Origin of the sequence: Neisseria perflava (assembly GCF_019334725.1) — a bacterium.
Taxonomy (GTDB): domain Bacteria; phylum Pseudomonadota; class Gammaproteobacteria; order Burkholderiales; family Neisseriaceae; genus Neisseria; species Neisseria subflava_A.
Map to the genome: position 1 here is coordinate 1573733 of NZ_CP079818.1, position 19347 is coordinate 1593079.

Annotated in this window: 20 protein-coding genes; 9 read left to right on the top strand and 11 right to left on the bottom strand. The window is 49.6% G+C overall.

Annotated elements, in window-relative coordinates; genetic code table 11:
- Window positions 1-184 precede the first annotated feature (184 nt).
- A complete protein-coding gene (lon, locus tag LPB400_RS07510; protein ID WP_219088606.1) occupies window positions 185-2644 on the bottom strand; it encodes an endopeptidase La in 2460 nt (819 codons plus the stop codon).
- A gap of 213 nt (window positions 2645-2857) precedes the next feature.
- On the opposite strand from lon, the gene LPB400_RS07515 reads away from it, so the two are divergent.
- The 3 genes from LPB400_RS07515 to lipA all read left to right on the top strand — a co-directional run bounded on the left by LPB400_RS07515 (window position 2858) and on the right by lipA (window position 4848).
- Window positions 2858-3133 (top strand): HP0495 family protein, encoded by a 276-nt coding sequence (locus tag LPB400_RS07515; protein WP_049328369.1) that lies wholly within the window; start codon window positions 2858-2860, stop codon window positions 3131-3133.
- On the top strand, window positions 3133-3735 hold the full coding sequence (lipB, locus tag LPB400_RS07520; RefSeq protein WP_049352317.1) for a lipoyl(octanoyl) transferase LipB: 603 nt from the start codon (window positions 3133-3135) through the stop codon (window positions 3733-3735). Before LPB400_RS07515 ends, lipB begins: the two co-directional genes overlap by 1 nt.
- Window positions 3736-3864: 129 nt before the next feature.
- Window positions 3865-4848 carry a lipoyl synthase gene (gene lipA, locus LPB400_RS07525; protein ID WP_070591250.1) on the top strand — a complete coding sequence of 328 codons (984 nt, stop codon included), beginning with the start codon at window positions 3865-3867 and terminating at the stop codon, window positions 4846-4848.
- Window positions 4849-5038: 190 nt separating this feature from the next.
- Here lipA and hemB read toward each other — a convergent pair whose 3' ends face one another.
- The 5 genes from hemB to LPB400_RS07550 form a co-directional block, all read right to left on the bottom strand.
- The gene (gene hemB, locus LPB400_RS07530) at window positions 5039-6040 is read right to left on the bottom strand and encodes a porphobilinogen synthase (protein WP_107769384.1); all 1002 of its coding nucleotides are present in this window, start codon (window positions 6038-6040) and stop codon (window positions 5039-5041) included.
- A 32-nt stretch (window positions 6041-6072) separates the two neighbouring features.
- Window positions 6073-6783 carry a DUF6973 domain-containing protein gene (locus LPB400_RS07535; RefSeq protein WP_107769385.1) on the bottom strand — a complete coding sequence of 237 codons (711 nt, stop codon included), beginning with the start codon at window positions 6781-6783 and terminating at the stop codon, window positions 6073-6075.
- 160 nt (window positions 6784-6943) lie between these two features.
- Window positions 6944-7816 carry a DMT family transporter gene (locus LPB400_RS07540; RefSeq protein WP_107769386.1) on the bottom strand — a complete coding sequence of 291 codons (873 nt, stop codon included), beginning with the start codon at window positions 7814-7816 and terminating at the stop codon, window positions 6944-6946.
- 3 nt (window positions 7817-7819) lie between these two features.
- Window positions 7820-8452, bottom strand: a complete 633-nt coding sequence (locus tag LPB400_RS07545; protein WP_070460763.1) for a DnaJ domain-containing protein — start codon at window positions 8450-8452, stop codon at window positions 7820-7822.
- 15 nt (window positions 8453-8467) lie between these two features.
- Entirely contained in the window at window positions 8468-8953 is a 486-nt protein-coding gene (locus tag LPB400_RS07550; RefSeq protein WP_070460765.1) for a YbaK/EbsC family protein, read from the bottom strand.
- Between the two features lie 98 nt (window positions 8954-9051).
- Here LPB400_RS07550 and LPB400_RS07555 point away from each other — a divergent pair, with 98 nt between their 5' ends.
- A complete protein-coding gene (locus LPB400_RS07555; RefSeq protein ID WP_049349838.1) occupies window positions 9052-9405 on the top strand; it encodes a RidA family protein in 354 nt (117 codons plus the stop codon).
- Between the two features lie 128 nt (window positions 9406-9533).
- Window positions 9534-10493 carry a tRNA 2-thiocytidine(32) synthetase TtcA gene (ttcA, locus tag LPB400_RS07560; protein ID WP_107792031.1) on the top strand — a complete coding sequence of 320 codons (960 nt, stop codon included), beginning with the start codon at window positions 9534-9536 and terminating at the stop codon, window positions 10491-10493.
- Window positions 10494-10584: 91 nt separating this feature from the next.
- On the opposite strand, the gene LPB400_RS07565 is transcribed toward ttcA, so the two are convergent.
- A complete protein-coding gene (locus LPB400_RS07565; protein ID WP_070460767.1) occupies window positions 10585-11205 on the bottom strand; it encodes a TetR/AcrR family transcriptional regulator in 621 nt (206 codons plus the stop codon).
- A gap of 393 nt (window positions 11206-11598) precedes the next feature.
- On the opposite strand from LPB400_RS07565, the gene LPB400_RS07570 reads away from it, so the two are divergent.
- The 4 genes from LPB400_RS07570 (at window position 11599) to LPB400_RS07585 (ending at window position 16339) form a co-directional block, all read left to right on the top strand.
- Entirely contained in the window at window positions 11599-13644 is a 2046-nt protein-coding gene (locus tag LPB400_RS07570; RefSeq protein ID WP_070460769.1) for a TonB-dependent receptor, read from the top strand.
- 329 nt (window positions 13645-13973) lie between these two features.
- Entirely contained in the window at window positions 13974-14372 is a 399-nt protein-coding gene (locus LPB400_RS07575) for an extensin (protein ID WP_219088609.1), read from the top strand.
- Window positions 14373-14472: 100 nt separating this feature from the next.
- The gene (locus tag LPB400_RS07580; RefSeq protein ID WP_219088611.1) at window positions 14473-15708 is read left to right on the top strand and encodes an MFS transporter; all 1236 of its coding nucleotides are present in this window, start codon (window positions 14473-14475) and stop codon (window positions 15706-15708) included.
- A 142-nt stretch (window positions 15709-15850) separates the two neighbouring features.
- Window positions 15851-16339, top strand: coding sequence for a DUF456 domain-containing protein (locus LPB400_RS07585; RefSeq protein ID WP_063075298.1), 489 nt, complete (start codon window positions 15851-15853; stop codon window positions 16337-16339).
- A 70-nt stretch (window positions 16340-16409) separates the two neighbouring features.
- Here the strand turns inward: LPB400_RS07585 and LPB400_RS07590 are convergent, their stop codons facing one another.
- From LPB400_RS07590 to rpoE, 4 genes are all read right to left on the bottom strand, one after another.
- Complete coding sequence (locus tag LPB400_RS07590; protein WP_049348483.1) at window positions 16410-17069, bottom strand: YecA family protein; 660 nt, start codon at window positions 17067-17069, stop codon at window positions 16410-16412.
- A 34-nt stretch (window positions 17070-17103) separates the two neighbouring features.
- Window positions 17104-17895 (bottom strand): TrmH family RNA methyltransferase, encoded by a 792-nt coding sequence (locus LPB400_RS07595; RefSeq protein ID WP_107792096.1) that lies wholly within the window; start codon window positions 17893-17895, stop codon window positions 17104-17106.
- A gap of 117 nt (window positions 17896-18012) precedes the next feature.
- Window positions 18013-18555 (bottom strand): sigma-E factor negative regulatory protein, encoded by a 543-nt coding sequence (locus LPB400_RS07600; protein WP_219088613.1) that lies wholly within the window; start codon window positions 18553-18555, stop codon window positions 18013-18015.
- Window positions 18556-18560: 5 nt separating this feature from the next.
- A complete protein-coding gene (gene rpoE, locus LPB400_RS07605) occupies window positions 18561-19160 on the bottom strand; it encodes an RNA polymerase sigma factor RpoE (RefSeq protein ID WP_036493687.1) in 600 nt (199 codons plus the stop codon).
- Window positions 19161-19347: the final 187 nt, after the last annotated feature.

Genomic DNA, 19347 nt, shown 5'->3' on the forward strand with positions numbered 1-19347 from the left:
ATTAGTCCCTTCCTATCGTAAAAAATGATGAAATGCCCGAATACTCGGGGCTTAAGCACTTTTAAAGCACATACGCACTTTATAGCAATTCTGAAATTATCATGTCAAGTAAAAGATGTGGAATTGCCCTATTTTTGTGGCATTCAGGGCAAAACCACATTTTTTGCAACATCAGACGGCCAACTTAATGCTTGGTTGCTTTTGTTCTTGACTTCGTCTTAGAAGTTTGCGGAGTTTCGTCAACCGCCAATTCAGCCGCCCATTGCTCAGGCTGAGCTTCCAAACCCAAAGCCAACACTTCATCAATCCATTTGACCGGATGAATGGTCAGACCGGTTTTAACATTTTCAGGGATTTCTTCCAAATCTTTGACGTTGTCTTTTGGAATCAATACATGCTTGATCCCGCCACGCAAAGCAGCCAGCAGTTTTTCCTTCAAACCGCCAATCGGCAAGACTTCGCCACGCAAAGTGATTTCGCCGGTCATCGCCACGTCTGCACGCACCGGAATTTTGGTAAAGGCAGAAACCATCGCCAAAGTCATGGCGATACCTGCACTCGGACCGTCTTTCGGCGTCGCACCTTCAGGTACATGGACGTGAATGTCTTTCTTCTCGTAAAAATCAGGAGCCAGACCCACTGATTCAGCACGTGAACGGACAACCGACCATGCGGCCGATACCGATTCTTTCATGACATCGCCCAGTTGGCCGGTACATTGAATCGTACCTTTGCCCGGCAAGGCAACCGCCTCAACGGTCAACAACTCGCCACCGACTTCGGTCCAAGCCAGACCGGTTACCTGACCGATGCGATTTTCGCTTTCGGCCACACCATAGTCGAAACGGCGCACGCCCAGATAGTCATGCAGATTTTTCTCAGTAACTTTAATCGCTTTAGGCTTGGCCTTGCTTACTGTTTTGGATTTGGACGCTTTTTTCTTATCCTCATTCAAGGTAACCTGCATTACTACTTTGCGGCAGATTTTGGCAATTTCGCGATCCAACGAGCGGACGCCGGCCTCGCGAGTGTAGTAACGGATAATATCGCGCACCGCACTTTCATCAACCACCAACTCACCCTCTTTCACACCATTGCGCTTCATTTGTTTCGGCACAAGGTATTGCATGGCGATATTGATTTTTTCATCTTCCGTGTAACCGGACAGACGGATGATTTCCATACGGTCAAGCAGCGGAGTCGGGATATTCAAGCTGTTTGAAGTGGCAATAAACATCACATCGCTCAAATCGTAATCGACTTCGGCATAATGGTCGGCAAACTTGTTATTTTGCTCAGGATCAAGCACCTCAAGCAATGCACTGGCTGGATCGCCACGGAAATCACTGCCCATTTTGTCGATTTCATCAAGCAGGAACAATGGGTTTTTTACACCCGCTTTTGCCATGTTTTGCAGGATTTTGCCCGGCATAGAGCCGATATAGGTACGGCGGTGGCCGCGGATTTCGCTTTCATCACGCACGCCGCCTAATGCCATACGCACATATTGACGGCCTGTAGCTTTGGCAATCGATTCGCCCAAGGAAGTTTTACCCACTCCCGGAGGACCGACCAAACACAAAATCGGGCCTTTGAGCTTGTCCATACGTTTTTGAACAGCCAAATATTCCAAAATACGTTCTTTGACTTTTTCCAAACCATAGTGGTCGGCATTCAAAATCAAATCAGCCTTGGCAATATCTTTGCTGACACGGGATTTTTTCTTCCATGGCAACTCAAGCAAAGTATCGATGTAGTTGCGCACGACGGTAGATTCCGCAGACATCGGCGGCATCATTTTCAGTTTTTTCAATTCAGACAGACATTTTTCTTCAGCCTCTTTGCTCATGCCTGCTTCTTTGATTTTTGCTTCCAACGCGTCCAGCTCGCCGCGCTCGTCTTCTTCGCCCAATTCTTTCTGAATCGCTTTCACTTGCTCATTCAAGTAATACTCGCGTTGGGATTTTTCCATTTGACGTTTTACACGGCCACGGATGCGTTTCTCAACCTGCATGATGTCGAGTTCGGCTTCCAACTGAGCCAGCAGAAATTCCAAACGTTCGACAATGCCGGCGGTCTCCAGCACATATTGACGCTGCTCCAACTTCAGCTGTAAATGCGCGGCAATCGTATCGGCAAGACGGCTGTTGTCATCGATACTGCTGATGGTACTGATGACTTCGGCAGGAATTTTTTTGTTCAATTTCGCATATTGCTCAAATTGAGTCAGCAAGGTACGGCGCAAGGCTTCAATTTCGGGATTGTCCTTGTCGCTATTTTCATCAATCACCTCAACATGGGACAAAAACAATCCGCCTGTTTCGTCAACCGTCAACGCGCGCGCACGACGGATACCTTCCACCAACACTTTAACAGTACCGTCAGGCAGCTTCAAAACCTGCAAAACTTGGGCAACCGTACCGGTCTGGTGCAAGTCTTCAGCTTTAGGGTCTTCTGTATTAGGGTCAAGCTGGGCCAACAGGAAAACCGGATCATCATTGGCCATTGCCGCCTCAAGGGCCGCAATCGATTTAGGACGACCGACGAACAGCGGCAATACCATATGCGGATACACCACGACATCGCGTAAAGGCAAGGTAGCCAGCGCACTGTATTCCTCGAAATATTTGTCTTTTGTCGGCATAGTTAGAAATCTCAATCATTGTTAAATCAGAATGTAGCTCAAAATTGGGTTGAAGCGCTCCATTTCAAGACTTGAAAACAGCTTATCCGCACCTATTTTCGAAAACATCATTTTTAATAGCCCGATATGGACGTTTACGATAAAATATATCGGATTTTGGGCCGTCTGAAAACTTTTCAGACGGCCCTGGCTAACCAAACAAGGTAGTAAACCATGACAGACTCAACCGAAAAAAAATCATTAATTGAATTCCCTTGCACCTTCCCTGTAAAAGTCATGGGCGCGGTTCATCCGGAATTTGAATCCGCCATCTTGGAAACTGTGCGCAAACATGCTCCCGATACCGAGCCGCACCACATTACTACGCGCCCAAGCAGCAAAGGCAACTACACCAGCGCAACCGTCAAAGTAAATGTTGATAACCAAGAGCAGCTCGACAATATTTACCGCGACCTGACTTCACACGAATTGGTAAAAGTGGTGCTGTAATGAAAATCGTGCACAAAGGCTTGGTCGATTACCTGCCGACTTTCGAAGCCATGAAGGCATTTAATGCCTCGCGTGACGAAAACACCGAAGACGAATTATGGGTGGTCGAACATCCGCCCGTATTCACCCAGGGCTTGGCCGGAAAACCTGAACACCTCCTCATTCGCGACGATATACCCGTTGTCCAAATTGACAGAGGCGGTCAAATTACCTACCACGGTCCCGGCCAATTGGTCGTTTATACGATGATCAATTTCAAACGCCGTAAGACCAGTGTGCGCCATATCGTTTCCGCACTTGAAAACAGCATCATCGCTACCTTGGCAGAATACGGCATCGAAGCAGCCGCCGATCCCAAACGTCCAGGCGTTTATGTCGGCGAGCGTAAAATCGCTTCCCTGGGCCTGCGTATCAAAGACGGCTCCGTTTACCACGGCTTGGCGCTTAACGTGAACATGGATTTAAGTCCGTTTACCCATATCAACCCCTGCGGTTATGCCGGTATGGAAATGACCCAAATTGCTGACTACGTCTCTCCGGCACCCAGCTTGGCAGAAGTTTCGGACAAACTGACCAAGCATTTACAAAAAGAGCTGGCATAAGGCCGTCTGAAAATATTCAACCCCAACGCCATCTTTTAACTGCCCCTCTGAACCCACAAGCCCCTAGGTCATAAAGACTACAATAAGCTTTTCAGACGGCCTTTATAACGACAGAAAGAACACATCACCATGAGTGAAGAAGTAAAACACGACCCTAAACGCGGCATCAAACTGAAAGGCGCAGACAAAACTGCACGCATTCCGATTAAAGTTGTTCCATTGGAACAAAAATTGAAAAAGCCCGAATGGATCCGCGCCAAATTACCGGGTAAGAAATTCTTTGAAATCAAAAACATTCTTCGCGAACAAAAAATGCATACCGTGTGCGAAGAAGCATCTTGTCCAAATATCAGCGAATGCTTTACCAAAGGTACGGCCACATTCATGATCATGGGCGATATTTGTACACGCCGCTGCCCGTTCTGCGACGTTGGTCATGGCCGCCCCAATATGTTGGATCCTGACGAGCCTAAACACTTGGCAGAATCCGTCAAATCCATGAACCTGCGCTATGTCGTGATTACTTCCGTCGACCGTGACGACCTGCGTGATGGCGGTGCCCAACATTTCGCCGACTGCATCAAAGCCATCCGCGAAACCAGCCCGAATACCAAAATCGAAATCCTTGTTCCCGATTTCCGCGGCCGTCTGGACATCGCACTGGAAATCTTGGCAGAAACCCCGCCCGACGTGATGAACCACAACTTGGAAACCCATCCAAGCCTGTATAAAAAAGCCCGTCCGGGTGCCAACTACCAACACTCCCTCGAGCTTCTGCGCCGCTACAAAGAAATGATGCCCCATATTCCGACCAAATCCGGCATCATGGTCGGCTTGGGCGAAACAGACGAGGACGTGCGCGAAATCATGCGCGATATGCGTGCCAACAATATCGAGATGATTACCATCGGCCAATATCTGCAACCTTCAGACGGCCACCTGCCCGTCTTACGCTATGTAACGCCCGATCAATTCAAAGTTTTTGAAAAAGAAGCATACGAATTAGGCTTTACCAATGCCGCCATCGGCGCAATGGTTCGCTCCAGCTACCACGCAGACGAACAAGCAGCCGAAGCTTTGCGTGAAACCCACGGCGGTTGCAGCCACCACTAAGGTTTAAATCATATAAGGCCGCCTGAAAAATCAGGTAACTGTTTTTCAGACGGCCTTTATTTATGCAAAACTCTTTAGATTTTCAAAAAATAAACCTTAGTCAGGCCCTATTGAGCCAATCTTAAGTAATATAAAAAAGCGGCTAAACAGGATAAACACTGTTTGCCGCTTTTTGATTTATTTCTTTATTTTACTTCTTCAACAATTTTGCCGCTTCAATCGCATAGTAAGTCAAAATACCATCAGCGCCGGCGCGTTTGAATGACAACAGGCTCTCCAAAATGGTTTTTTCACCATCCAACCAGCCGTTTTGAATGGCAGCCTGAAGCATGGCATATTCGCCGGAAACTTGGTAAGCATAAGTCGGTACGCCGAACTCGTCTTTGACTCGACGGACGACATCCAAATATGGCAGACCCGGTTTTACCATGACCATGTCTGCGCCCTCTTGAATATCCAATGCTACTTCGTGCAAGGCTTCATTAGTGTTTGCAGGGTCCATTTGGTAGGTTTTCTTGTCTGCCTTACCCAAATTGCCGGAGCTGCCGACGGCGTCGCGGAACGGGCCGTAGAACGCCGAAGCATATTTTGCCGAATACGCCATGATGCGCGTATGGATATGGCCGGCATCTTCTAAGGCTTCGCGGATGGCAAGAATACGTCCGTCCATCATGTCGGATGGGGCAATGACTTGTGCGCCTGCATCGGCATGACACAAAGCCTGTTTTACCAAAACTTCAATGGTTTCATCGTTGAGGACATAGCCATTTTCATCGGTTAAACCGTCTTGGCCGTGAATGGTATAAGGGTCCAAGGCAACGTCGGTCATGATACCCAGCTCTGGGAATTTCTCGCGCAGGGTTCGTACTACTGTCGGCACCAAGCCTGCAGGGTTATAAGCTTCCTCAGCAAACTCGGTTTTGTTTTGCGTTACCACGGGAAACAAAGCCAGCATAGGAATGCCGAGCTTCAGTGCTTCTTCAGCGGTAAACAACAATTTGTCCAAACTTTGGCGTTTGACACCCGGCATGGATGGGACTGCCTCTTCCTGATTCTGGCCTTCCAATACAAAAACCGGATAGATTAAATCATCTGCCGTCAAAGTATGCTCGCGCATCAGACGACGTGAAAAATCGTCTTTACGCATACGGCGCATACGGGTGTTTGAGACATAACGCGGAGGGAAATTCATAATAATTGCCTTTAAATGATGAAGTCTTAAAATCAGTCTTCGACTTGACGTATGGCTTTGACCGAACGTTTAATTTCGCTGAGCGTATCGGTTTTATAACCGCTACGTTCCTGTTCGGTCATACCGTTTTGATCCAATTGGGCGATGTTTTTCAATGCCTCGGCATACTGGCCGTCTGAAAGTTTTTCCTGTTTGATGTGCCAACGGTTTTTCACTTCGGAAGCCGTCCATAAGCCTACTTTGTTGTAGTAGAACAAAATGCTTGCCGCTAGCGTTTTCATATCGCTGTCAGGCTTGGCACTGCCGATACTGCGGCCGATACGGTTGTTGCGCTGATCAACCGCTTGGTCGGCAAGGTAGCGGCTGAAGTAGTCATCTTTACCTTCACGCAATTCCATATCCGTCAGACGCGCATTACCTGCTTTTTCTGCAATAATGCTGTCGAATTTGGAAGCAATCGCCGCCTGCCACAATGCTTGGCGTACGGCATTGACTTGTGTTCCCCTGCTGTCGCCGTTTGCTTTGTCATCCAAACCTGAACGCTCGGCAAAGCGTGTGGCATTGCTGGTCATATTGATTAAACCTTCGTCTTCCATGCCGATAACTTGGGCGGCTACGGGATGGTTAAGCGCGAATTGAGCCATTTTACTGCGACGGCTTTGATCTTCCTGATACGATTGACAGCCGGACAATACCAGCATGCCGAGAACGGCGCATTGAATGTGTTTTTTAATATGTTTCATGATGTAACTATCGATATTATTGTGTGAGTTCAACTTCTTTGTTTAACATAGAAACGCCCGTAAGCGCAAATTAATTTCCATACGGACAAATCGGCGCATAAATGGCTATTTTATAATAAAAATAAGGCCGTCTGAAAACTTTCAGACGGCCTGAGTATTTTTAACCCAGTAAGCTGCGAATCTGCGGCCAGTAAAACAGGCAGGCTATCGAGCAAATAGCAATGCTAATACCGGCTGCATTAATGCTGCTGATTTTTTCCTTAAATATTGCCGCACCAATCAGCGTACCCAAAACAATCACACCAATATTCATACCCGCAAACACCAAAGTCGGATTATCCTTCATGATTTGGTGTGCAGAAATGTAGGTAACAATATTCAAAAAGTTCAGACAGCCCAAAATCATACCGCCTACTATGCCCTCTTTGGTCCATTTGCTTCCTTTGGCAAACAGGTAGCCAAACATCAAGATGCCGGCCAAACAAAACGCCACCAGCAAATTGCCGGCAAACGCGGTACCGCTTTTTGCCACTTGTTTGAATAAAATATCGATGACGCCGTAGCCGCACCAAACGCCCAAAAGCAGCATTACTTGCGTGCTGAAGCCACCGGATTTCTTGCCGCCATCGCTTTTCCAAAGCAAGAAAAACAGTGCCGTAAATGCCAATACCAAACCGATCAGACGGCCTTCGGTCAACTGCTCATGGAAAAGCGTGAATGAAGCGACAATCGGCAGAAACAGCGATAAGCGTTGCGCCGCATCCGATTTGACGATACCTGCCGCATCTACCGATTTGCCCATAATGACAAACACGCTTGGCAGCAAAATGCCCAATGCCGCAAAAAGCCACCAAGTCGGTAAAAATACCTGCGGATTACTCAAATCAGGCTTTAACACCAGCATGGTCAAAGTGATGGCAACGATGTAGTTCACCGCCACCGCTTGCTCGATATTGATTTTTTGCTTGCGCGCCACTTTCAGCAGTACTGAAACCAACACGCTGCAAACGATACTTGCCAATAAATATGTCATGCTTTAGAACCATCCTTGATTAGAAACAGGCTTATCTTCATTCAGTTTAATCAATCCGACGACTACACGATAAATGAGCCAAACACCGGTTGCCGCCAAAATCAGCCAACCGATTAAGATAAGTATGGTCAGCATCCCTAAAACCATACCAATCAAAGACACCCAAAATGTCTTAATCAGATAATCAATATGGCTGGCGTAAATGCTGCCTTGCGCTTCATCGCGTTTGATAAACGCCAAAATCACACCGACGACGGGTGTAAACCAAATAAACAAGCCCAAGGCATATGTCACATAGGCAATAAAAACATAGTTTTTCACTTCGGATTTGGACGTATTGACCATATTGCCCCCCGTATTATTGTTCCCTGTATTATAGTTTGCCGTATGATTGGCCGCCGTATCATTGAAGCTGTTTTCTTTGACTTCCTGACGCTCGTACTGCATCGCCGCATCATAAGCCAGACGTTTTTCCGGATGAGACAATACTTCAAACGCCTGTCCGATGGCTTTGAAACGCTCCGCATCTTTCTGAATATCCGGATTGGCAACCAATTTACCGTAAGCCTCGCGGATAACGCTGATATCAGCATCCTGAGATACACCCAAGATTTCGTATAAATTTAATTGTTCCATCTGTATTCCTATCCTTTATGAATCGACTGCAACATGAACATCTTTCGGATTGAGCGTCCGCAGGTTTTCAGGCTTCATGCCTACGATAAACCCACGTTTGCCGCCATTGATAAAAATCTCGTCCAAAGCCCAAATGCTTTCTTCCACATAAACCGGCAATGCGGTTTTCATACCGAACGGCGACGTACCGCCAACCAAATATCCTGTCCATTTCGCCGCCTGATCTGCCGTTGCCGGCACGATGTGTTTCAAGCCCAGTTCGCACGCCAGATTGCGGGTAGAAATATGTTTGTCGCCGTGCATTAACACAACCAAGCCTTTTTTATGCTCATCCTGCAAAACGATCGTTTTGATGACCTGATGCTCGGGCTTGCCCGTACATTCGGCAAAACGCGCCGTACCGCCATGTTCTTCATACGCATAAACATAAGGGACAAAATCAATTTTCTTACTGCGTAAAAAGCGCACTGCCTGCGTAACCGGATATTCTGCTTTACTCATGGTTGTTTTCCGCCACCCTTTTCAGACGGCCCCTCTTAAATGTGGAACGTAAACAACTGCAATGTTACCATACCTTCTTTTTGAAATCAGGAGACAACATGGACATCCGCTATCTTGGCACAAGCAAACGCTATTCGGAAGCCGTCGTAGCCAACGGCTTGGTTTTCCTCTCTGGCATGGTTCCCGAAAATCCTGAAGCCGACGCCAAAGCACAAACTGAAAACGTTTTGGCGCAAATCGATTCATGGCTCGCACAATGCCAATCCGACAAAGCCCACATTTTAGAAGCTACCATCTATCTGCCCGATATGAACGACTACGCCGCTATGAATGAAGCCTGGGACGCATGGACAGCCCCTGAGCGCGCTCCGGCCCGCGCCTGCGTGGAAGCGAAACTGGCTTCACCAGACTGGAAGGTTGAAATCAAAATTACCGCCCTTCAAATCAAATAAAGCACAAATATCAGGCCGTCTGAAAACGCCGCTTCAACCAAGCAAGCGCAGTTTTTCAGACGGCCTTTATTCTTTTGAGGTACAATACCGCCCTTAAATTTTTCTATTATTTCAAAGCACAAACAGCCATGTCCAAAAAAACCAAGCAAGAATTAGAAAACAACAAACTCAGCAAACGCCTGCGCCACGCCGTCGGCGATGCCATTAACGATTTCAATATGATCGAACCGGGCGACAAAATCATGGTCTGCCTCTCCGGCGGCAAAGACAGCTACGCCCTTTTAGATATTCTGCGCCAGCTTCAAGCCAGTGCGCCGATTGATTTCGAACTGGTCGCCGTCAATCTCGACCAAAAACAGCCGGGCTTCCCTGAAGAAGTATTGCCGACCTATCTCGAAAGTATCGGCGTTCCCTACAAAATCGTTGAAGAAGACACCTACTCCACCGTTAAACGCGTGTTGGACGAAGGCAAAACGACTTGTTCGCTGTGCAGCCGTTTGCGCCGCGGTATTCTCTATCGCACTGCAAAAGAATTGGGCTGCACCAAAATCGCCTTGGGACACCACCGCGACGACATCCTCGCCACCATGTTCCTGAATATGTTTTACGGCGGCAAACTCAAAGCCATGCCGCCCAAACTGGTGAGCGACAACGGCGAACATATCGTCATCCGTCCTCTGGCGTATGTCAAAGAGAAGGACTTGATCAAATACGCCGAGCTGAAGCAATTCCCAATTATCCCATGCAACCTCTGCGGCTCCCAGCCCAACCTGCAACGCCAAGTTATCGGCGACATGCTGCGCGATTGGGACAAACGCTTCCCCGGCCGTATCGAGTCCATGTTCTCCGCCCTGCAAAACGTCGTTCCATCACATTTAGTCGATACCGAACTCTTCGACTTTGTCGGCTTGGAACGCGGTCAAAACCTGAAACACGGCGGCGACTTGGCGTTTGACAGCGAAAAAATGCCGGAACGTTTCTCCGACGGCAGCGAAGAAGACGAAAGCGAAATCAAAATCGAACCGCAAAAAGCCGAACGCAAAGTCATCAATATTTTGGCAAATAAACCCAAAACCTGCGGTATGTAAACGCGTTTAGACATTCAGACGGCCTTTCGGTAGCTATTTACCGAAAGGCCGTCCGAATATTCATATTTAAAATTTTTCTATTCTTTTTTATCTATTCTTTCCCTGACAAACCGTGCAGCAGCAATCCCAATACGTCTTGCGGCAGCTTTTGCGGCGCGGCGGCATAAAGCGCGGTCAGTTGAGGATGGCGCATCAATATATCCGCCTGACGAATGAACAGGTCGATGAGTTCCACCGGCAAATCGGGCTGAATCAGGCGGCGTTGTTGCAGAGCATGGAAGAATCCGCGCATAAAGGCGTATTTTTCTTCGTTCAATTCGCGGAAAAAGCGCTCCAGCTCCAAATCGATGTTCTCTTCAATGTCGCGCAGGAAAGCGGCGGAATAAAGTTCTTCAAACGATTGTTTTTGCAGGGCAAACACAGCCTCAGCGGCTTCGCGCAGGCTGCATTGCCGTTCAAGCAGATTTTCAAATTCGGCACGGACGCGGTTTTTCTGCTCGGTAACTATTGCCTGCAAGAGTGCGTTTTTACCGCTGTAATATTTGTAAAAAGTGACGCGGCTGACGTCGGCCTCAGCGCAGATGCTGCCTACGGATACGGCGGAAAAGCCATGTTCGCGGAACAGGCGGCGGGCGGTGTCGGCGATGGTTTGTTGTTTGCTGGCAGTCATGACGGTAAGAAGATTTTGATTTTGTTCATAAAGGGTTTTCATTAAAGTTATCCGCAAGTCGGATACTCATCATATTTCCCCACGGCGGCAATGGCAATACGGCGGCGTTTCAGACGGCCTCTTTCCTTATTCCTTCACTGCCCTACTGATAGAGGCTGTCGAATGCTTAGCAGGCTAAATTCATGAAGATTACATAATTTTCCTCCTCCAACCTTCTTCCCCAAATAGGAGAGGGATTTTTTTGGACAATTCACGATAAGAGGGGAAACAAAGTGAATGATAAACACTTGCATTCCTGTTTCTTATTTCTTATACTTTACATTAATAGTTTGTTTTATGTAAATGTGTAAACACAAATATTTGCATACTGACGGAGCAATTGGATTACCTGATGTTCAATCCACCCCGACGTATGCCGTCTGAAAGGATAAGGAAATGCAGAAACACACCCTCCGCCGCCTCCCCCTATTGATTGCTGCCGCTTTCGCCTCCGAATGGATTTATGCCGCCGATGCGGCGCAAGATGCGGAACAGGTGCAGTTGGAAGAAGTCGTCGTAACCGGCGAACGCACCAACCGCAGCGGCTTTGAAACCGCCACGTCCAACCGCGTCTTCACCACGCCGAACATCGACCGCAGCGGCCACAACCTTTCCGCGACCGACCTGCTGAAACAGACCGTAAACACGGTGGACTTGGGCAGCGGCAACGATTTGCCGACCGTGCGCGGTGTGGACGGCTCCGGTCCCGCCGTCGGCGCGGTGGCGTTTTTCGCGGGCACGCGGCCGCGCCTGAACCTCTCCATAGACGGCCGCTCCGCCACTTACAATGAATTCGCCTTCGGCACGCAGTCGCTGTGGGACATGCAGCAGGTGGAAGTCTTGCGCGGGCCGCAAAGCCATGTGCGCGGGCAGAACGCGGTGGCGGGCGCGGTGGTGATGCGTTCCAAAGACCCGACCGACGAATGGGAAGGCGCGCTGCGCTTGGGTTTGGGCAACCAAAAAACGCGTAATGTTGCCGGCGTAGTGTCCGGCCCGATTGTGAAAAACAACCTTGCCTTCCGCTTGAGCGCGGAGCGGCAGCAACGCGAAAGCTACGAACCGTTCGTGTCCTATGAGCCGACCGGCAACCCGCGCCGCGTGGAAAACACCAACGTGCGCTTCAAACTCCTGCTCACGCCCGAAAACCATCCCGATTTTTACAGCCGCCTGACGCTGAACCACATCCGTTCGCGCGCGCCGCAAAACGAAATCATGGGCAACACCGCCAGCCGCCGCTTTTTAAAAGAAAAGCCCGTGTTCGTAACCGGCTCGACATCGGGCATCTGGGACGTATCGTGGCAGCTTAACGACTATCTGAAACTGGAAAACAAACTGATTTACGGCCGCTACCACAACGAGCGGCTGCACCTGCCGATGACCGTCAGCCCGCAAGGCGTGCCCGCCGAACTCAAAGGCCGCGAACTGCAATGGGAGCCGGTATTGCATTTTTCCAACAAAGGTCGTCTGAAAGGCCTTGCCGGACTGCACTACTTCCGCAGCAAACAAGACGAATGGGTAGATATCCGCAGCGTCGGCGGCCGCAACACCTTTGACGACCGCAACAGCGTGCGCGCCCTGTTTGCCGAAACCACATACAGCCCCAGCGAAAAATGGGACATCACGGCCGCCGCCCGCCTTGAAAAAGAAACGCACAAACGAAGCGGCGGCAGCGGCGCGCTGCACCTTGATTTAGACAAAGGCCAGACCGTGTTCCTGCCCAAAATCGACATCGCTTTCAAACCCACCGACCAATGGGTCAGCGGCATCAAAGCCGCGCGCGGCTACAATCCGGGCGGCGCGGGCATCACCTTCGGCCGCCCTGTCGTAACCTACACTTATGAACCCGAATATGTGAACAACTACGAGTGGTACACCCGCTGGCGCAGCGCAGACCACCGCCTGCAACTCACCGGCAACCTGTTCCTGAACCACTACCGCGACATGCAGCTCCCCTTCTATCTCGGCACCAACTCCGTCGTCATCCGCAACGCCAAAAAAGTCCATACCTACGGCGCGGAACTTGCCGCCGACTGGCAGGCGACCGACAGCCTGAAACTCACCACCGGACTGGGGCTGCTCAACACCAAAATCAAAAGCTATCCCGACAGTGGCATCGAAGGCAACAAACTCGGCCGTGCGCCCAAATACACCGCCAACATCGGCGTGAAATACCTGAACGACAAAGGCTGGGAAGCCGGCGGCGACGTGCGCTTCTACGGCGGCTACTACTCCGCCGCCGACAATGCCGAATCAGGCAAAATCGGCGCATACAACCAAGTCAACCTCTACACCGCCTACAACTTCAAACAAGGCCGCATCTCGCTCTACGCCGACAACGTGTTCAACCGCCGCCGACCCATATTCATTTCTAGCGCCGACCGCCAAGACGCACTCTACCAACGCCCCAGAAGCGTGGGCGTGAGCGCGGAATGGAAGTTTTAGGCGGGGCTGAAATGATGGAGGCCGTCTGAAACAATCGTAGGTCGGGCATCAATGCTCTACCTACGGTGACTGGAATAACGAAGGTCGTCTGAAACAGCCGTAACAACCGATTATCGTCATTAGCTTACGCAAGTCTGCTTCGCTACCCCCGCGCAGGCGGGAATCCAGACCTATCCGCACAGAAACTTATCGGATAAAGAAGTGCCTTCGAGTCTCCATTCTGGATTCCCGCCTGCGCGGGAATGACGGCACAAGAAGTCTAAATAAAAAGCCAAGCATAAATGCCCAACTATTAACCTACCCTGCTTCCCAACACCCAAAGGAATCCGATGCACTACTTCACCCCCGCCAAAACCCTGCCCGAAGGCACCATCTACCTGACCGACCTGACCCACGTCGCCGACTTTTCCGACTGGCTGGCCGAATTCGAAACCCTGTTAAACCAAAACCGCCGCTTCGCTACCGTCTGCACACCCATGCGGCGGCAGGTGAGCGACGAACAGCGCATTGCCGACCGCAAAACCTACATCGAATGGATAAAGGCACATCGGCCGCAACTGTCCGAACGCTGCGCCGCCATGCTCCTTATCGAACCCGACGCGGCGCAACTGGCGTTCTTCCGCGAACAATCGTCCAAACTCGGCCCCGCGCTGGGTGTGAACTACATCGTCGAAGCAGATGAAACAACCGCCCTGCTTCGCGCAGAAGAAGCGTTGAAGGCCGTCTGAAAAGATACTAAACCTATTTAAATACAAATCAAGTATTGCCACCCAATATGTTCAGACGGCCTTGTCCCTTTATTTGCCTCATCTTCAAAAGAATCATGTGATGTCCGACAATCAGACTTCCCCAAACTCACGCGACTGGCTGCTGCTTATCGGCGGCAGTACCTACAAATTCACGCTGACCGGTTTTTATCTGGTCGCGCTGGTCGCTATTTTGAAAAACCACGGTTACAGCCTGAATCAACTGAGCTGGATACATTTAATCGGCGGTATCGAAGCGGCGAAGGTGTTGTTTGCCGCGCTGATGGAGCGACGGCCGGCGGGGCGGTTCGGGCGGTTTCGCGGCTGGCTGCTGGCGGCGACACTGGGGCTTTCGGCAGTGTTCGGGCTGATAGCCTGCACCGACATAACGCAGAACTTCCCGCTGCTTCTGGCCTGCTGCGTTTTGCTCTCGGCAATGTCGGCGGTGTACGGCTGCGCGATGCTGGGCTTGTCGTGCATCGTCCTGCCGCACCGCGAACGCGGTTTCGGCGGCGTGATTCAGACGATGGCGGCGCGCGGCGGCAAGATGATCGGCGGCGCGCTGGTATTGTGGCTGTATCAGGAATACGGGCAGACGGCGGCGGCGGGCTTTATGCTGACGTTCAGCCTGCTGATGCTGCTGCAACTCTTGTGCTACCGCGAGCCGGAAAGTCCGACTGCGCAAGGCAGTTGGACGGCGTTGGCAGCACGGCTGGTTTCTTTTTGGCAGCAACCTGAAACGGGCTGGCGGTGGCTGGTTTTGCTGTTTGCCGTTGCTGCACCATATGCGTTTATGGCGGCGACTTTTGTGCCCAAACTGGCGGATTTGGGCTTCACCCCGAAACAGACAGGCGGGATTTTGGCGGTAGGTATTCCTGTTGCCTGCCTGATTGTGACGCCGCTGTCGGGCTGGTTTTCGCGCAATTATCCACGCCGCAAACTCGTTTTCCTGCTCTACGTGCTGCAACTGCCGCTTTTGGCGTCCATGACTGCCATCGACACGCTCGCACGTGTCCACCCTTGGCTGCCCCCCGCGCAAATCATCGCCCTGAGCCTGAGCTACACGCTGCTGCTGCCGGTAATACTGGCGTTGGTGATGGACAAATCCGACCGCGCCACCGCCGCACTCGACAGCAGCCTGCAATTTTCCGTGGTTCTGCTCGGCAGTTACGCGGCCGGTTTCGCCGCCCTGCGGCTGGCCAAGGCTATTGGTTATACGGATGCGTATTGGGTTGCAGTGTACTTAGCTGTATTGGTAGGCCTGCTTTTATATTTGAATAAAAATTTATTTAATTATCCACAGCGTGATTCACAATAATGAGTTCAGATATTTACCCATCAATTTTAATTGAATGCTCCTCCGGATAATTTTTCATTTTATTGCACAATCTCTCAAAAAATATAACAAAAAGTGCCCATAATACTGCCGTTATTACACTCTTAAATTCAAAAGGAACCTCATGACTGCTGTTCTCATAGTTCTCGGTTTAATCGCCATTGTTGTCGGTATTTTGGGAACGATTTACCCTGCCTTGCCCGGATTGGGTTTGATGTTTGGCGGCGCATGGCTGTTGGGTTATGCCGGCGATTATCAAGTGTTTGGCTCGGGTACGCTGACCTTTTTGGCCATCGTTGCCGTATTCGGTACTGCAATGGACTATGTGGCGGGTGCGTTGGGTGCAAAATATACCGGCGCAAGTAAAACCGCGGTTTGGGGTGCATTTATCGGCGGTATCGTCGGCGCATTCTTCTCCATTCCCGGCTTGTTACTTGGTCCGTTGACCGGAGCGGCCATCGGCGAATTTATCGCACGCAAAGACACATGGCAGGCAGGCAAAGTAGGTATCGGTACGTTCATCGGCTTTATCATCGGCACCGTGGCCAAAATCGGCTGCGCCTTGACCATCGCACTGACCATCCTGTTTGTTTGGTTAGCCTCATTCTTCTAAACAAAAAATATTAAAGGCCGTCTGAATTTCAAGCATTCAGACGGCATTTTCATTGCTCTATTTATTTTTCTTATTTGCCGCAGCAGGCTTTGTATTTTTTACCGCTGCCACACGGGCAAGGATCGTTGCGACCCACTTTTTCGCCTTCGCGGCGTACTGTTTGCGGCTTATTGATGATGGCCTGCCAATACCAGTAAATATCCAGCAGGACATGCGGCAAATCAGATTCCAGCTGGGTCAGCTCTTTTTCATTCAGATGTAAAATAACTTCGCCGTTTTCCTCATCATCATAGATGCCACCCAAGGCCATAATCGGATAGAACAAGTCTTCAAATTCTTCCTGATCGACTGCTTCAAACCAATCGGTAGGCACAATATCCAGTGCATAAAGATAGGCGTTACACCAAGTGTAAAAATCCGGATTGCCGGCTTCATCTTCATAAAACCACAAATCAGGCAGAATTTTTTCGTTGAGCTTCATGCGCATATCGGCGGCCATTGCCATGACCAAACGCTCGATTTCAGTGCGCTCTTTGGCATCAAACAAAGATTCTTCACCCAAAATCTCAGGCAGCCAGTTGGTCGGATTCAAAGCATCCGGACCGCTCAATAAAGCCATCATAAAACCTTGAACTTCATCACAACGCATGGTGTTGTGGGCTTCGGATTTGGCATCCAGCAATTCCATTAATCGGCTGCGTGCCGCTTCATCAAAAGTCAGTATTTGCATTTTCGTTCCTTAAAATAAAATCATATTATGGTTTTCAGACGGCCCGAGCATGGATACGCTGCCGCATTTGTTCAAACAGACAAACCGTTGCCGCCATCGCGACATTCAGGGATTCGGTTTGCCCCAACATGGGAATTTTGACACAAGCATCAGCCTTCTCTTTTACCGTTTCACTCACGCCACTGCCCTCGTTGCCAAATACCCAAGCGCAAGGTTTACTGAGATCCATTTCATACAACCCGATATTGCGGCCACCCAAGGCAGTTGCCCAAATTTGATGCTGATACCTTTCCATCCAAGCGGATAATTCCACTCGACTAAAAATAGACAGCAGAAAATGCGCACCCATCCCTGCCCGCAACACTTTGGGCGACCAAATATCTACGGAATCATTGCCGCACACGATTTGCTTGACTCCGGCCGCCGCCGCGCTGCGCAAAATCGTGCCTGCATTGCCGGGGTCTTGTACCCGCTCCAATACCACGCAATCTCCGTGTGAAGGCAAGCCTGCCTGTTTCGGAATATCAATCCAAGTCATCACATCATCGGCATCGGTCAGACTGGTGATTTTAGACAGCGCTTCGTTACCGACCCAAGTAATCAATCCCTCGTTCAACTGCGCCGTAATTTCTTGAATTTCAGGATGTTGTTGTTTCTTTTCAGGCAGGTAAACCTGTTTGGGCGTACCGCCGCTTTGCAAATAAGTTTGCAGCAGATGTACGCCTTCCAATACGGTTTCACCGCTTTCGCGCCTTGTTTTGGCCTGCGTCAAAAGACGGAATAAATGTTTGAGCTGTTCGTTTTGAGCAGAGGTAATCAGTTTCATGGAGCGCATTATAACTGTTTTGACTTCTTTGAAGCTATGCTTTCAGACGGCCTGACGGTTTTACTGAAAAAATAAAAACCCTTGCCATAAAGCAAGGGTTTTGCATGATTTCATTTTTTACTGCACAACAGTCTGCTGCTCATTTTTTTGCTCGGTGCGGACAGTCGGACGATTTTCAATTTTTCCGTCTTTTGCCGCATTCGGTACAACGGTCTCGCCAGGCTCTGAAGCTGCTTTATCACTAGGCGTACCGCTTACCGGAATAATATTTTGGGCAGGCTGAATATTAGACTTCTCTGCAACCGGCATAGCGTCACGAGAAGTTTGCGGTGTAAATTGCCATACTGCAACAGCAATCGCACACACGCTGGCAGCGGCCGCGAAGAATTTGAAGAAGCCGCTATTGGCCGCTTCACGCTGAGCATATTTTTCCTGTTTGCCTTCAGCTTGAGGCACTGTAAATGCTTTGCTTTGCATGGTTTCACCGGCAACACTCGCCGCCGCACCCTGACGGATACAGTCGCCGATAATGTGGTACTCATGCCAAGCGCGCATAGCTTCCTCGTCTGCCAATACGGCATCCAGCATCTCATCAGTCAATGCTTCACCGTCCATCAATGCAGACACATACTCCAATGCTTTATTTGTTTTGTCGTTCATTTTTATTACCACCTTTGATCTTCAGAAGTATCCAACAGCGGCCGCAAATCTTTTGCAATCAGTTCACGCGCTCTGAAAATACGCGAACGTACAGTACCTATCGGACAATCCACTACCCGAGCTATTTCTTCGTAAGACAAGCCATCCATTTCCCTAAGCGTAATGGCTTGACGCATATCGTCTGGCAGTTGCGCAATGCTTGCTTCGACGGTCTGCAAGATTTCCCGATTCATCATTTCAGCTTCCGGCGTATGGTAATCCGCAATCTGATCGGTTAAATCGAGAACATCTCCCTCCTCATTGGCTGCTTCCGAGCTGACAAAAAACTGGCGACCCGAAGTGGTCAAGAAATTCTTTGCTGTATTGATACCGATACGGTACAGCCACGTATAAAATGCACTTTCTCCACGAAAATTTGCCAATGCACGATAAGCCCTAATCATTGCCTCTTGGGTTACATCGTGTACTTCGTGCTCATCCTGAATAAAACGGGAAATCAGTCTGTTTAGCCGACGCTGATACTTGGACATCAGCATCTCGAATGCCTTATGGTCACCTTTCTGTGCGCGCTCCACCAAAACTTGATCTATTTGGCGATCGTTCATATTCAACCTTTAATCGTTTTACTGCTTTAAACCAAAAATAGTAAAGCGTGCTGTGCACAGTAAAGACAGCAACGCTTTGAAATAGTTCCACGAGATTACACTCAATTGCCAAAGTTTATTCGTATAGATACTCTAACACTGACTATATTTCTTGATATACATGGACTTAATAAAAGTAGTTTAATTA

Bases quoted from the DNA above. Each gene is read 5' to 3' on its own strand.
- LPB400_RS07550 (WP_070460765.1), bottom strand. From the start codon at position 8,953: ATGAGTAAAGCAGAATATCCGGTTACGCAGGCAGTGCGCTTTTTACGC.
- lipB (WP_049352317.1), top strand. From the start codon at position 3,133: ATGAAAATCGTGCACAAAGGCTTGGTCGATTACCTGCCGACTTTCGAA.
- LPB400_RS07540 (WP_107769386.1), bottom strand. From the start codon at position 7,816: ATGACATATTTATTGGCAAGTATCGTTTGCAGCGTGTTGGTTTCAGTA.
- LPB400_RS07545 (WP_070460763.1), bottom strand. From the start codon at position 8,452: ATGGAACAATTAAATTTATACGAAATCTTGGGTGTATCTCAGGATGCT.
- rpoE (WP_036493687.1), bottom strand. From the start codon at position 19,160: ATGAACGATCGCCAAATAGATCAAGTTTTGGTGGAGCGCGCACAGAAA.
- LPB400_RS07515 (WP_049328369.1), top strand. From the start codon at position 2,858: ATGACAGACTCAACCGAAAAAAAATCATTAATTGAATTCCCTTGCACC.
- LPB400_RS07575 (WP_219088609.1), top strand. From the start codon at position 13,974: ATGCACTACTTCACCCCCGCCAAAACCCTGCCCGAAGGCACCATCTAC.
- LPB400_RS07600 (WP_219088613.1), bottom strand. From the start codon at position 18,555: ATGAACGACAAAACAAATAAAGCATTGGAGTATGTGTCTGCATTGATG.
- LPB400_RS07590 (WP_049348483.1), bottom strand. From the start codon at position 17,069: ATGCAAATACTGACTTTTGATGAAGCGGCACGCAGCCGATTAATGGAA.
- LPB400_RS07570 (WP_070460769.1), top strand. From the start codon at position 11,599: ATGCAGAAACACACCCTCCGCCGCCTCCCCCTATTGATTGCTGCCGCT.
- LPB400_RS07580 (WP_219088611.1), top strand. From the start codon at position 14,473: ATGTCCGACAATCAGACTTCCCCAAACTCACGCGACTGGCTGCTGCTT.
- LPB400_RS07585 (WP_063075298.1), top strand. From the start codon at position 15,851: ATGACTGCTGTTCTCATAGTTCTCGGTTTAATCGCCATTGTTGTCGGT.
- LPB400_RS07555 (WP_049349838.1), top strand. From the start codon at position 9,052: ATGGACATCCGCTATCTTGGCACAAGCAAACGCTATTCGGAAGCCGTC.
- hemB (WP_107769384.1), bottom strand. From the start codon at position 6,040: ATGAATTTCCCTCCGCGTTATGTCTCAAACACCCGTATGCGCCGTATG.
- ttcA (WP_107792031.1), top strand. From the start codon at position 9,534: ATGTCCAAAAAAACCAAGCAAGAATTAGAAAACAACAAACTCAGCAAA.
- LPB400_RS07565 (WP_070460767.1), bottom strand. From the start codon at position 11,205: ATGAAAACCCTTTATGAACAAAATCAAAATCTTCTTACCGTCATGACT.
- LPB400_RS07595 (WP_107792096.1), bottom strand. From the start codon at position 17,895: ATGAAACTGATTACCTCTGCTCAAAACGAACAGCTCAAACATTTATTC.
- lipA (WP_070591250.1), top strand. From the start codon at position 3,865: ATGAGTGAAGAAGTAAAACACGACCCTAAACGCGGCATCAAACTGAAA.
- lon (WP_219088606.1), bottom strand. From the start codon at position 2,644: ATGCCGACAAAAGACAAATATTTCGAGGAATACAGTGCGCTGGCTACC.
- LPB400_RS07535 (WP_107769385.1), bottom strand. From the start codon at position 6,783: ATGAAACATATTAAAAAACACATTCAATGCGCCGTTCTCGGCATGCTG.